We start from the raw sequence: 14,430 nt of genomic DNA, 5'->3' as shown, positions 1-14,430 counted from the left end.
ACTAACCGGGCGTAATTTTGGTTAACTTTTATAAAAAAGTTTATAATAAATGCATCTTTGAAAGGAATGAGGCGAAAACAATGACAGATAAAAAGCAGAATTTTGGTTTTCGTTTTAATAACAGTTACTTGGAGTTGCCGCAAACTTTTTATTCCCATGTAACAGCTAATGAAGTGACATCACCTTCAATCGTCATCTTCAATCGTACATTAGCTGAGAAGCTCGGGTTAGATGCTCGGGAATTAAAAGAGCATGGTGCCGCTATTTTGGCAGGACAAGAAATGCCTGATGGCGCAGCACAAATTGCACAGGCCTATGCAGGACATCAATTCGGGCATTTTAATATGTTAGGTGATGGAAGAGCGTTATTAATCGGAGAACACCTCACGGAAAATGGGAAACGATTTGATCTTCAGTTGAAAGGATCGGGTCTTACACCATATTCTCGTGGAGGCGATGGACGTGCTGCGCTTGGTCCAATGTTACGTGAATTTATCATCAGTGAGGCAATGCATGCACTTTCAATACCAACAACACGTAGTTTAGCTGTTACGGCAACTGGCGATATCATCTATCGTGAAACAGCTTTGGAAGGCGCTGTTCTAACACGGATTGCTGCAAGTCACTTACGTGTCGGGACGTTTCAGTATGCGGCTGCATTTGGAGAGGCGGACGACTTAAAAGCTTTGGCTGATTATGCAATTGAGCGCCATTATCCTGAGCTGATGCAATCAGAAAACCGCTATCTTGCCCTGCTCGAAGCGGTAATTGATAGACAAGCTTCCCTTATTGCGAAGTGGCAGAGTGTCGGCTTTATTCATGGTGTAATGAATACTGATAATATGACAATCAGCGGTGAAACAATTGATTACGGGCCATGTGCGTTTATGGATACGTATGACGTGGCAACTGTATTCAGTTCGATTGATCGTCAAGGGCGTTACGCCTACCGCAATCAGCCGCCGATCGCATCATGGAACTTAACGCGTTTCGCTGAAAGTCTGCTCCCGCTGCTTCATGAAAACGAAGAGGAAGCAGTTCAATTTGCACAAACTATTCTAGGGAAATTCCCTTCTATTTATGAAGCTTATTATTATAGTGAAATGCGGGAAAAATTAGGTCTACTTTCGATTGATGATCAGGATGAAAAGCTGATAGATGATCTGCTGAATTTAATGGAAGAACATGAAGCAGACTATACAAACACATTTCGTGCATTGTCGGAAGGTAAGCGACCGGATAATGATTTGTTCCAGTCAGACGCCTTTAAACAGTGGGAAAAAACATGGTTTGAACGGATTGAACAACAAGACACGACGATTGATGAAACAATGCAGGTAATGCAGTCCGTTAATCCGACCGTTATTCCAAGAAATCATTTTGTGGAACAGGCAATCGATCAGTTTGCAGAAGGCGACCCTTCAATGTTTGCTGAAATGCTCCAAGTACTGACAAGCCCGTTTACTGTGCCGAAGCAGTACAAAAAATATACTCAGCCACCGACAGACGAAGAACCACCGTTTGTAAGTTATTGTGGAACTTAAAAAACGAGCACGGTACAACAAAAAGTTGTTGCCGTGCTCGTTTTCACTAACTATAGAAAAGTTTTATGATTTCAGTTCAATGTGGTTTCTAACAATTGGAACGACTTCGTTGGCAAATAAGTTCATACTGTTTTTAACAAGTTCAAATGGTTGACCGCCAATATCCGGCTGCGCCAAAAACCGGCTATGCCCGAAGAATTCATATTGTTTAATAATTTTTTCCGCAACCTCTTCAGGGCTTCCAACGAATAATGCCATGTTCGGTCCGGTAATTTCGATGAATTGTTCAAAAGATAACTGGAAGCTGAAACTGCCGCGTTGCTGATTAACATACTGCCAATAGTTTTTATAGTAAGGGTAAAATTGCTCCAGCGCCTGTTCAGTTGTTTCAGCAATGAAAAGGTGACCGGTAACTCCAACATTTAATTTTTCAGGATGCTGCTGTCCGGATTTTCGGTAAAGATTCACCAGTGGCTGGAACCGATCAAGGGGACCGCCTAATATTGCAAGTGCCATCCCAACTCCGACACGACCTGCTCGAACGGCACTTTCCGGTGTGCCGCCAACACCAACCCAAATAGGAATTTCCTGATTAAAGGGCCTAGGTGCTATTTCCGCATTATTTAAAGCTGGGCGGAATTGACCGCTCCATGTCACGCATTCCTGTGAATTTAATTGTTGAAGTAACAGTAAGTTTTCCTCAAATAATGCGTCATAATCATTTGTTGAATAGCCGAAAAGCGGGAAAGATTCGATGAATGCACCACGACCTGCTAAAATTTCGGCTCGGCCGTTGCTTAGTAAATCAAGCGTTGCAAAATCTTCAAAAAGCCGAACAGGATCCACCGTACTTAAAACGGTTGTTGTGCTCGTCAGTTTAATATGTTTTGTCCGTTGAGAAATCGCAGACAAAACAACAGGCGGAGCAGATACGACATAATCAAGACGGTGATGCTCGCCGACACCGAACACATCCAGCCCTAAATTTTCAGTTAAGTCCGCCAACTGTAAAATTTCCTCTAATCGTTGCGAAGGAGAAGGGGCTTTTCCTGTTAAAGGATCAGTGCCAATATCAGCGAGGGAATAGATGCCGAATTCAAATTTCTTCATTTTTAATAGACTCCTTTAGTAAGTTACTAAAAGTAAGTTTATCATATACTCTGTGATATCTATATTAATTAGCTTGGTGCAACAAGTCATTCAAAATAGTGGAAGTATACATTAACTAATGTCGGAGCACTTCTAACGGTTACGGTACTCTTGAAATCAGAAAAACATCCATTTCCTCACTGGGGAAATGGATGTTTTTGTTACCCTTTATTGTTAATTAAGATAAACGGTTACGGTAGTCTTCGTATTGGAAAGTACGAATTACTTTCACACCATCTTGTTCATTGTAAGTGCAAATACTTGGTAAATTTACACCGTTGAACATATGCGTTTTTACCATTGTATAATGGGCCATATCCGTAAAGACAAGTTTGTCGCCTGCTTGTAGCGGCTCATCGAAAGAATAGTCTCCAATAATATCGCCTGCTAAGCAAGTCATCCCACCTAAACGATAAGTGTAGGCTTTCTCGTTTGGCTGACCCGAACCGATAATATGTGCGCGATAAGGCATTTCAAGTGTATCCGGCATATGGCAAGTAGCTGAAGAGTCGACAATCGCAAGCTCCATACCGTTTTGTACGATATCAAGCACAGTCGCCACTAAATATCCTGTATTAAGCGCAATTGCTTCACCTGGCTCTAAAATCACTTTTACGCCATATGTTTCCTGAATGCGGTTGATTAAGCTGACTAATAGCTCGACATCATAACCTGGCTTCGTAATATGGTGTCCGCCGCCAAAGTTGATCCACTTCATTTGATGCAAGTATTCACCATATTTCTCTTCAAAGTGTACTAAAATACGCTCTAGAACTTCAGCACCCTGCTCACACATTGCATGGAAGTGAATACCTTCTACACCGTCAAGTTCATCCGGACGGAATGACTCCACCGGAATACCTAAACGCGAATTAATATAGCAAGGGTCATACAAAGGTGTTTCCACTTCTGAATATCCTGGATTTACACGTAAACCGATTGAAATATTTTTCTCGTGATTTAACACTTTGTCTTTGTATTTATTTAACTGATCAAATGAGTTAAATACAATATGGTCGACATAAGTTAAATATTCATCGATTTCATGCTCTGCATAAGCAGGGGCATACGCGTGTACTTCCTTGCCGAATTCTTCAAAGCCAAGACGTGCTTCAAATAGTGAAGAAGATGTAATCCCCGCTAAATAATTGCGCGCCATCGGAAATGTTGACCACATAGAAAACCCTTTAAGTGCAAGTAAAATATCGCAATTCGTACGATCTTGTACGGATTTTAACAGTTTTAAATTGCGCTCAAGTAATCGCTCGTCCACTACGAAGGCAGGAGATGGTGCTTTTGACCAGTCAATGCCTGTTTCTTTTTCAAGAGCAGCTGCCATCACAGATTTTTTCGTGTTTTTAATTTCTGCCATTATGCTTTTTCTCCAGCAGAAGTGAATTCCAAGTCGATTAATTCAGGGTTTTCTGTTTCGTGCCATGGTAATCCCCATTTATTTAATGCATCCATGAATGGGTCCGGATTGAAGTCTTCTACATTCCATACACCTGGTTTTTGCCATTCGCCGTTCATTACAAGCATAGCGCCGATCATTGCCGGTACACCAGTTGTGTAAGAAATCGCCTGTGAGCCAACTTCTCTGTAGCATTCTTGATGATCACATACATTGTATACATAGTAAGTTTTTTCTTTACCGTCTTTCATACCGCGAACGATACAGCCGATGTTTGTTTTACCTTTTGTAAGTGGACCTAATGTAGCTGGGTCTGGTAAAACAGCTTTTAAAAACTGGATTGGCTGAATCATTTGTCCTTGGAATTCGATTGGCTCGATTGAAGTCATACCTACATTTTCAAGAACGTTTAAATGTGTTAAGTATTTTTCGCCAAACGTCATCCAGAAGCGGATTTGTTTTAAACCTTTAATGTTTTTCGCTAAAGATTCCAGTTCTTCATGGTATAGAAGGTAGCAATCTTTTTCACCGATTTCCGGTAAGTTATAAACTGTTTTATATTCTAAAGGCTCCGTTTCAACCCACTCGCCATCTTTCCAGAAACGACCGTTCGCAGTAATTTCGCGAATGTTGATTTCAGGGTTGAAGTTTGTTGCGAATGGAAGTCCGTGGTCTCCACCGTTTGCATCAACGATATCGATATAATGAATTTCATCGAAATGATGCTTTTGTGCATGCGCTGTGAATACGCCTGTTACACCTGGGTCAAAACCTGAACCTAGAAGCGCAGTAATACCTGCTTCTTCAAAACGCTCTTTATACGCCCATTGCCATTTATATTCGAATTTAGCAGTATCTAAAGGCTCGTAGTTCGCTGTATCTACATAGTGAGTCTTCGTTGCCAAACATGCATCCATAATAGTTAAGTCTTGATATGGTAAAGCTACATTGATCACCACATCTGGATTAAATCCATTGATTAGGTCAATTAGTTCCTCAGTGTTATCCGCATCCACCTGTGCTGTGTGAATAATCGTTTTTCCACCATCTAATTTTTCTTTTAAAGCATCACATTTTGATTTTGTTCGACTTGCGATCATAATCTCTTCGAATACTTCTGAGTTTTGTACACATTTATGTACGACAACGCTAGCTACACCGCCAGCTCCAATAATCAATGCTTTACCCAATTTCTTGTCACGCTCCAAATCTATAATTTTTTGGTTTCATTTTTGAAACAAGATTGATTATATAGAATAGTACGGTAGTTAGCAATTATGTTCTCATATTTTTTTTGTAGAATTAAGAGAAAATAAAAAAATAATTTATTATCATTACTTTATAAAAAAGAAAAAGCCCAGTGAGAAGTTATATCCACTGGGCAGGCATATCTATTTAACTGTTTGTTTTTGTAAAAATGTATCACGATTCGTTACTGCATCAACGGCTTCGTAGATTGTACTTTCAAAGTGATTAACTTGAAGGGAAGTGACACCTTGAATTGTCGTTCCTCCAGGTGAACATACTTGATCGATTAATGCCCATGGGTGAGAATCGGACTGTAATACCATTTGCGCACTGCCTAATACAGAGCTTGCCGCAATTTGAAGTGCCATATCTTTGGGCATCCCTTCACGAACTGCTGCACGGGCCAATGAGTCGATATAGAGGTAAGTAAAGGCAGGAGAAGCACAACCAATTGTTGTAAAGATTGAAAATAGGTTTTCAGGAAGCTCGACAATTGTTCCGACAGTAGCAAAAAGCTTCTCAATGATTGCTTTTTGACCTGCACTAGCTTTCTGAGTTGAATAACAACTTGTCGATGCCCCGATTGTTGCGTTAATATTCGGCATAACCCGGAAAATAGATGTTTCGCTTCCAAGTTCCTCATGTAAATAATCGAGTGATTTTCCGGCGGCGATTGAAATGACGATGTGTTTATTCGTTAGATGTTTTTTTATTGTAGGTAAAACATCTTCGAACATTTGAGGTTTTACAGCGATGACAATTACGTCTACTTGTTCCATTATCTGTTCAATTGTATCGGCTGCCTGAATGCCGTATTTATTTACAAGGTCTTCGGTTTTTTCACGACTCCGATTCATCCCGTATACATCGGCAGCATTAAATTGCTGGCTTGTAATCATGCCGTGAATAATCGCGCCAGCCATGTTTCCAAGTCCGATAAATCCAAATTTCATCTATAAATCCTTCTTTCAATTAATTTAATTATATCTTTTACGTAAAATGTACATAGCGCTTAGTATACCGCACTGGCCGTTCAATGCAAACAGAACGACTTTTTTCATACACACAATAACCGTCCTTTTGTTGCTATTAACAATAAATTAGGTTAATTACAATTAAGAACGGGAATATTGAATGAAAAGGGTCGCGATTTCAGATTAAATCATGCATTCATATAATTATTGTTGGAATGAATAAACAACGTTAAAATAAATGCAATGGACGAAGAGTGCAACTGCATTACTTTGTCGCCGATGGAGTGATTAGATGAAAGAAAATAAAAAAAATAAAGATCATGGAAAAGTAATTTTATTTCCGGGGATGATGGATCGTTTATTTAATGAAGCAAAATATTTGGCAGAAAATAACCAGTATAAAGAAGCAAATGAACTATTTGAGCAAGCTTTGTTACTAGGTGAGGGAGATGAAGTATCACTTAGTATATTTGCATACTCATTATATGAAGAAAAAAATTACGAACGAGCAAAACAAGTTTGTGAGGAATTGCTTGCGATAGGTCCAAACATGTACTTTGAAGTGATGGAACTGTACTTAACGATCTGCATGCAATTACGTCAATTTAAACAAGTTGAAAAAATCATTGAATCATTGTTTGACGAACAATTAATCCCTGAATATGAAGCGGAAAAATTCGAACGCTTAAAAAATTTGAATGCCCATATTGCGGAAAACCAGGAATCCCATTTTCAAGCAACAATTATTGAAGATAACGAACCTGAAGAATTTACGGCAACAGAATTTTCTGTAATGTCAGCACAACAGCAAATGATGCTGATTCATGAACTTACGGAAAAGAATATCCGTCCCTATTCCGGTGAATTGAAAGCACTCATTGAAAACGAAACAATCCAACCCTTTATAAAAAGCTTACTGCTCATACTGCTTGTTGAACAAGAAATCAATATGACAGTCACTGTAACAAAACTAGGTCAGTCCAAAGAATTAAACCCGGTGAATTTTCCGTTGCCGACGAAGCTGCCTCAATATACTGAAATTACGGGATTTATAACGGAACAACTGGCACAGGAGCCGTCTACTTTAGAGTTTGCTTTGCACTTAATCGACAAACATGCAATCGTACTTTACCCGTTTGAATGGGCCGGATTTTCCAGTGAAGAAGTTGCTGCAGGCTATATCCATTATGTGAAATTAATGTTCGGTGAAGAGAGTGAAATGAATGGTGGAATAGTTACTTTTTTACAAAACATAGAAAAAATGTCGGATTTGCAAGAGTAGTGAAAAAAGTTGAAACATTGAGCATCTATGTTATACTAAAATGGTTGTCAAACAATATATATGACGAGTTTGTTTATTCAAACGAATGTTAACTTTGGAGGTAATATATATGTCAGTAAAATGGGAAAAACAAGAAGGTAACGAAGGTTTATTAACGGTTACTGTAGAAGCTGCAGAAGTTGATAAAGCTTTAGACCAAGCTTTCAAAAAAGTAGTAAAACAAATTAACGTACCAGGTTTCCGTAAAGGAAAAATGCCTCGTAACGTATTTGAAAAAATGTACGGTGTAGAAGCTCTTTACCAAGATGCTCTAGAAATCGTTATCAATTCTTCATACCCAGTTGCTTTAGACGAAGCTGGTATTGAGCCAGTTGACTACCCAGAAATCGCGGGTACTGAGAATTTCGCTAAAGGTACTGACTTCACATACACTGCAACAGTAACTGTGAAACCAGAACCAAAATTAGGTGAATATAAAGGTTTAGAAGTAACAAAACAATCTGCTGAAGTAACAGACGAAGAAGTTCAATCTTTAATCGACGCTCAATTAGCTAAAAAAGCTGAATTAGAAATTAAAGAAGATGAAGCAATCGTTGAAGGCGACACAGCTGTAATCGATTTCGAAGGTTTTGTTGGTGAAGAAGCATTCGAAGGCGGTAAAGGTGAAGACTACGCATTAGAAATCGGTTCTGGTTCTTTCATTCCAGGTTTCGAAGAGCAATTAGTAGGTGCTAAAACTGGTGAAACGAAAGATGTAGTAGTTACTTTCCCAGAAGAATACCATGCTGCTGAATTAGCTGGCAAAGAAGCGAAATTCGTTGTAACAGTTAAAGAAGTTAAAACAAAAGTATTACCAGACTTAACGGATGAGTTCGCTAAAGAAATCGATCCAGAAGTTGAAACTGTAGAAGCATTACGCACTAAATTAAAAGAAACTACTTTAGCTAACAAAGAAGCAGATGTAGAAGCTTCTTTACGCGACGAGTTAGTTGAAAAAGCGGCTGCTAATGCAGAAGTTGAAATTCCACAAGGAATGATCAACACTGAAGTTGACCGCATGGTTCAAGAGTTCGGCCAACGTTTACAAATGCAAGGTATGAACTTAGACCTTTACTACCAATTCTCAGGTCAAAACGAAGAAGCATTACGCACTCAAATGGCTGAAGAAGCTGTAAACCGTGTACGTGTATCTTTAGTTTTAGAAGCAATTGGTCAAGCTGAAAACATTGAAGTATCTGAAGAAGATATCAATACAGAAGTAGAAAAAATGGCTGCTCAATTCGGTATGTCAAACGATCAAATTTTAACTGCTTTAGGTGGAACTCAAGTTCTTGAGAACGATATCCGCACTCAAAAAACAGTTGAATTCCTAGTTGAAAACGCTAAAATTTCTAACTAATTATTTGTTTTGAATAATCGATTTGAATTCAATCCTGTGCTGATTCATGACCATGGTGAAGCATGAATCAGTGCCGACAAGTACTGGTTTACTCCTGGGCTACCGTCTAACATAAAGATAAAACTAGTACGGATTGAATAAAATGAGATTTTGACAAGGTACGGTATTCCCGTGCCTTGTTTTCTACCTTTGAATACATACATATAATAGTTGGTTCATTTGAATATTTAATGATAAAAAGTTACAATATAAAGTGAAACTTAAATCAGTGGGGGTTCTTTATCTCCCACTGATTGTTAGTTGAACCAAACGGGCTTTTACGGGTAGTTGATTTCCCGCCTTTCCTTTTCGCTGTACTTTAGTCGAAAGGCGGGAGTCTTACTACCCGTTAATGCGGGATAATTTCATTAACTATTGAACAGCCAGCAAAGTTTAATAGGACATAAAATAAGCTAGTAACAACGCGCAATCAATTTATTTGATAAAACAACTAGAATCTTGTAAGATTGTTGCTTGAATAGGGGTGAACCAAATTGTTTAAATTTAATGATGAAAAAGGCAATTTAAAATGCTCTTTTTGTGGTAAACCACAAGAACAAGTTCGTAAACTGGTTGCAGGACCAGGCGTATATATTTGCGATGAGTGTATCGAACTATGCTCGGAGATCGTAGTGGAAGAGTTAGGGATCGAAGAGGAAATCGAGTTCAATGAAATTCCAAAACCTAAAGAGATTTTAAATATTTTAGGTGAATATGTAATCGGACAAGAACGTGCAAAAAAAGCATTGGCAGTTGCTGTATATAATCACTATAAACGTATTAATTCGAATTCAAAAATTGACGATGTTGAATTGTCGAAATCGAATATCGTATTAATCGGACCAACTGGTAGCGGTAAAACTTTACTTGCTCAAACGTTGGCGCGTATTTTAAATGTACCATTCGCAATTGCTGACGCGACAAGCTTAACTGAAGCAGGTTATGTTGGTGAGGACGTTGAAAATATTCTTTTAAAGCTAATCCAGGCTGCAGATTATGATATAGAACGTGCAGAAAAGGGTATCATTTATATTGATGAGATTGACAAGGTTGCTCGTAAATCCGAAAATCCTTCAATTACACGTGACGTATCAGGCGAAGGTGTACAACAAGCATTACTGAAAATTTTAGAAGGTACAGTTGCAAGTGTTCCCCCACAAGGCGGACGTAAGCATCCACACCAGGAGTTCCTTCAAATCGATACATCGAATATCCTGTTTATCGTAGGTGGAGCATTTGATGGAATCGAAACAATTATTAAACGTCGTCAAGGCGAAAAAGTAATTGGCTTTGCTTCAACACAAAATAAAGGAATCGATGAAGATGCTTCAATCATGTCACAGTTAATTCCTGAAGACTTGTTGAAATTCGGTTTAATTCCTGAATTTATCGGACGTTTACCGGTATTGGCTACATTAGAGCAGTTAAATGTAGATGCATTAGTACAAATTTTAACTGAGCCTAAAAACGCTTTAGCAAAACAATACCAAAAAATGTTGGAGCTTGATGATGTTGAACTGGAATTTGAAGACGATGCACTTGTCGAAATTGCTAAATTGGCAATTGAACGCAAAACCGGTGCCCGTGGTCTACGTTCAATTATTGAAGCGACAATGCTTGATGTAATGTTTGAATTACCATCACGTGAAGATATTAAAAAATGTATCATCACAGCTGAAACAATTCGTGACAAAGCAGATCCAAAGTTAATTTTGGATGATGGGTCTGAATTGAAAAAAGACGACAACAAAAAAACTTCAGCTTAATTAATAGCTGAATGGATTCCAACTATGTAGCTGACTTAGACTTCTCAAGCAAGTCCAAAGTCAGCTTTTTCTTACAAAAAGCATATACATAAGGTTTCGGATATTTTAGCAGGATGTCACAGGTTTTGAAGCGTTAAAAATGGTTTTCTGTAGTATTTTGAGTACCTAAACTCGGAAAAATCTGGACACAGTAACGCTTAGGCGTAATTGACAAGGAACTAACACATACTTATATTGCGGGTTTTTTTAAAGATTTGGATGGAGGTGAATACCCGCGTGACGAAAAAATTAACTAATATGCCAGTTTTACCGTTAAGAGGACTTCTTGTATACCCAACGATGGTTTTACATATTGATGTGGGTCGAGAACGTTCTATTGCTGCACTAGAACATGCGATGCTTGAAGATAGCACAATCTTTTTAGTAACACAAAAAGATTTGCGTGTTGATTCACCGGGAAAAGCAGATCTTTATAAAATGGGGACATTAGCGAAGGTAAAACAAATGCTGAAGCTTCCAAATGGAACATTACGTATTCTGGTTGAAGGTTTAAACCGTGCGGAAATGGTCAGCTATGAAGATTCCGGGAAATTTACAACTGCAGATTTGGAACTATTTGAAGATGAGCTGCACAAAGATGCAGAAACGGAAGCTTTAATGCGTACTGTGTTATCGTATTTCGAAAAATATGCAAAATCTTCAAACAAAATTACGACAGAAACAATCGAATTGGTGCTTGATATTGAAGAACCGGGTCGATTAGCAGATGTTATTGCTTCTCATTTACCTTTCAAAATTAACGAAAAGCAAGAAGTGCTCGATATTACGAACATTAAAAAGCGTTTAGATCACTTGATGATTCGTTTGCATGACGAGCAGGAGATTCTAAATCTCGAGAAAAAAATCAGTACAAAAGTGAAACAAGCGATGGAGCGTACACAGAAAGAGTATTATCTGCGTGAGCAAATGAAAGCAATCCAAACAGAGCTTGGTGATCGCGAAGGAAAAACGGGTGAAATTGCCGAACTTCGCAAAAAAATCGATAGTGCCGGAATGCCGGAGTCTACACAAAAAGTAGCGTTAAAAGAACTTGACCGCTACGAAAAGTTGCCTGCAGCAAGTGCAGAGAGTGGTGTCATCCGCAACTATCTGGAATGGCTTGTATCGATTCCTTGGACGGAAAAAACGGAAGACCGTATTGATATTGCCTATGCAGAAGAAATTTTAAATCGCGATCATGATGGCTTAGAAAAAGTGAAAGAGCGCGTTTTAGAATATTTATCAGTACGTCAATTAATGAATTCATTGCGCGGTCCGATTTTATGTTTAGCCGGACCTCCGGGCGTAGGTAAAACGAGTTTAGCGCGTTCCATTGCGGAAAGCCTTGACCGTAAATTTGTCCGTGTATCACTTGGCGGTGTGCGTGATGAATCTGAAATTCGTGGTCACCGTCGTACGTATGTCGGCGCAATGCCGGGACGTATCATTCAAGGGATGAAAAAAGCAGGCACGACAAATCCTGTATTCTTACTTGATGAAATCGATAAAATGTCAAATGACTTCCGTGGAGACCCATCTGCTGCCATGCTGGAAGTATTGGATCCCGAACAAAATAATACATTCAGTGACCACTTCATTGAAGAGCCGTACAATTTGCAAGATGTCCTATTTATTGCAACAGCAAATGATTTAAGTACAATTCCTGCACCATTATTGGATCGTATGGAAATCATTAATATTGCAGGTTATACAGAATTCGAAAAAGTAGAAATTACTAAGAACCATTTGATTCCGAAACAGATGAAGGAACATGGTTTGAAGAAGACACAAATGGCAATGAAAGACGAAGCGATTACGGATTTAATTCGTTACTATACACGTGAAGCTGGTGTTCGTGGGTTGGAACGTCAAGTTGCGACTGTTTGCCGTAAAGCTGCGAAAAAAATCGTATCTGGTGAAAAGAAAAAAGTAACGGTCAGCTCCAAAGTACTAGTGGATATGCTTGGGAAACACCGCTTCCGCTATGGACAAGCTGAATTGGAAAACCAAGTAGGTGTCGCTACTGGACTTGCCTATACAACAGTCGGTGGTGATACATTACAAATCGAGGTTTCATTAACACCTGGTAAAGGTAAATTAATTTTAACAGGGAAGCTTGGCGATGTAATGAAGGAATCTGCACAAATTGCGCTTTCATTCGTCCGCACATTAACAAATGATTTAGGAGTAGATGCTGATTATTTCGATCAGCACGATATTCATGTCCACGTTCCGGAAGGCGCTGTACCAAAAGATGGTCCATCAGCAGGTATTACAATTACGACTGCTATAGTGTCCGCAATAACTGGAAAAGCAATTAAACGCGAAATTGGAATGACTGGAGAAGTAACATTACGGGGTCGTGTATTGCCAATCGGCGGCTTAAAAGAGAAATCACTAAGTGCCCACCGTGCAGGATTAACGACGATTATCATTCCGCAAGACAATGAACGTGATATTGATGATATTCCTGAAACAATTCGTGAGCAACTCACATTTAAACTAGTTTCACAAGCGGAAGAAGTTCTTGCGCTCGCACTAGATGGAGGTTTTAATAAGTAATGAAAGTCCATAACGTAGAAATGATCGGCAGTTTTGTCCGACCAGAACAGTTCCCGGAAGACGGGCTACCTGAATTCGCTTTAGCGGGTCGTTCAAATGTCGGCAAATCTTCGTTTATCAATCGTATGATTGGCCGTAAAGCAATGGCACGTATTTCGTCAAAACCTGGTAAAACACAACAACTGAACTTCTATAAAATTGAAGAACAGCTTTATTATGTTGACGTACCAGGATACGGCTATGCAAAAGTTTCAAAATCAGAACGTGCAGCATGGGGAAGAATGATTGAGCAGTACTTTATGGGTCGTGAGCAGTTAAGAGCGGTTATCTTAATTGTTGATATTCGCCATAACCCGACTTCAGATGACTGCATGATGTATGATTTTTTAAAGCATTATAATATCCCGGTAATAGTTGTCGCAACTAAGGCAGATAAAATTCCGAAGGGGAAATGGGATAAGCATAAAAAGATTGTCCGGGAAACACTACAAATGGAAAAGCAAGATCCATTAATCGTGTTTTCTTCTGAAAAGGGTCTTGGTCTAGAACAGGCTTGGGCAGAAATTGAATCACGCATGTAAACAATGCAACCTCGAAATTCTTTCGGGGTTGTTTTTTATTTTGGCCAATTTACTCTCGTAAATTATAATAACTACTTGATATTCATAGTATTTTGCCGATAAAGGTAAATAGGAGGTGTACATTTGGATATTGCTGCATTAGCGATGTCGGTGAAACATAACGAATTGATACAAAATGTTTCATTGACCATGACGAAAAAAGCGATGGATTTTAAGCAAGATAATGCGAAACAAATAGTCGAAGTGATCAATGCATCACACCCCATATTAGGTAAAACAATCGATATTTACGTATAAATAATTTCGACAATCAATGCCAATAGTCGGCAATTTTGTTACACTAAAATAGGCCTTGTAACAATATTTGGTATTAACTACAAATATTCCGGGCGTTTACTATGAATTGAAATAGTTACTGAAAGAAGGAGGCAGGAAA

General features: G+C 38.8%; 11 protein-coding genes. 7 read left to right on the top strand and 4 right to left on the bottom strand.

Features of this window, described 5'->3' with window-relative positions; genetic code table 11:
- Positions 1–80 precede the first annotated feature (80 nt).
- The gene (locus tag MHB58_RS13400; protein ID WP_340735406.1) at positions 81–1,544 is read left to right on the top strand and encodes a protein adenylyltransferase SelO; all 1,464 of its coding nucleotides are present in this window, start codon (positions 81–83) and stop codon (positions 1,542–1,544) included.
- Positions 1,545–1,607: 63 nt separating this feature from the next.
- Here the strand turns inward: MHB58_RS13400 and MHB58_RS13395 are convergent, their stop codons facing one another.
- From MHB58_RS13395 to proC, 4 genes are all read right to left on the bottom strand, one after another.
- Positions 1,608–2,654, bottom strand: coding sequence for an LLM class flavin-dependent oxidoreductase (locus tag MHB58_RS13395; protein WP_340735405.1), 1,047 nt, complete (start codon positions 2,652–2,654; stop codon positions 1,608–1,610).
- 217 nt (positions 2,655–2,871) lie between these two features.
- A complete protein-coding gene (gene nspC, locus MHB58_RS13390; protein WP_173364541.1) occupies positions 2,872–4,032 on the bottom strand; it encodes a carboxynorspermidine decarboxylase in 1,161 nt (386 codons plus the stop codon).
- Between the two features lie 32 nt (positions 4,033–4,064).
- Positions 4,065–5,294: a saccharopine dehydrogenase family protein gene (locus MHB58_RS13385; RefSeq protein ID WP_008405160.1), complete on the bottom strand. Its 1,230-nt coding sequence runs from the start codon at positions 5,292–5,294 to the stop codon at positions 4,065–4,067.
- 201 nt (positions 5,295–5,495) lie between these two features.
- Positions 5,496–6,305 carry a pyrroline-5-carboxylate reductase gene (gene proC, locus MHB58_RS13380; RefSeq protein ID WP_008405162.1) on the bottom strand — a complete coding sequence of 270 codons (810 nt, stop codon included), beginning with the start codon at positions 6,303–6,305 and terminating at the stop codon, positions 5,496–5,498.
- Between the two features lie 313 nt (positions 6,306–6,618).
- Here proC and MHB58_RS13375 point away from each other — a divergent pair, with 313 nt between their 5' ends.
- The 6 genes from MHB58_RS13375 to MHB58_RS13350 all read left to right on the top strand — a co-directional run bounded on the left by MHB58_RS13375 (position 6,619) and on the right by MHB58_RS13350 (position 14,291).
- Entirely contained in the window at positions 6,619–7,608 is a 990-nt protein-coding gene (locus tag MHB58_RS13375) for a DUF3196 family protein (protein ID WP_014823249.1), read from the top strand.
- A 109-nt stretch (positions 7,609–7,717) separates the two neighbouring features.
- The gene (tig, locus tag MHB58_RS13370) at positions 7,718–9,007 is read left to right on the top strand and encodes a trigger factor (RefSeq protein ID WP_008405167.1); all 1,290 of its coding nucleotides are present in this window, start codon (positions 7,718–7,720) and stop codon (positions 9,005–9,007) included.
- A 533-nt stretch (positions 9,008–9,540) separates the two neighbouring features.
- Positions 9,541–10,812 (top strand): ATP-dependent protease ATP-binding subunit ClpX, encoded by a 1,272-nt coding sequence (gene clpX, locus MHB58_RS13365; protein WP_008405169.1) that lies wholly within the window; start codon positions 9,541–9,543, stop codon positions 10,810–10,812.
- A 258-nt stretch (positions 10,813–11,070) separates the two neighbouring features.
- Entirely contained in the window at positions 11,071–13,413 is a 2,343-nt protein-coding gene (lon, locus tag MHB58_RS13360) for an endopeptidase La (RefSeq protein ID WP_340735404.1), read from the top strand.
- Positions 13,413–13,994, top strand: a complete 582-nt coding sequence (gene yihA / locus MHB58_RS13355) for a ribosome biogenesis GTP-binding protein YihA/YsxC (RefSeq protein WP_340735403.1) — start codon at positions 13,413–13,415, stop codon at positions 13,992–13,994. Before lon ends, yihA begins: the two co-directional genes overlap by 1 nt.
- Before the next feature lie 123 nt (positions 13,995–14,117).
- A complete protein-coding gene (locus tag MHB58_RS13350) occupies positions 14,118–14,291 on the top strand; it encodes a YjfB family protein (RefSeq protein ID WP_340735402.1) in 174 nt (57 codons plus the stop codon).
- Positions 14,292–14,430 lie beyond the last annotated feature (139 nt).

It is taken from the genome of Solibacillus sp. FSL K6-1554, from assembly GCF_038005185.1.
In the GTDB taxonomy this organism is placed as follows: domain Bacteria; phylum Bacillota; class Bacilli; order Bacillales_A; family Planococcaceae; genus Solibacillus; species Solibacillus silvestris.
This window is presented reverse-complemented; position numbering and strand designations above follow the sequence as displayed.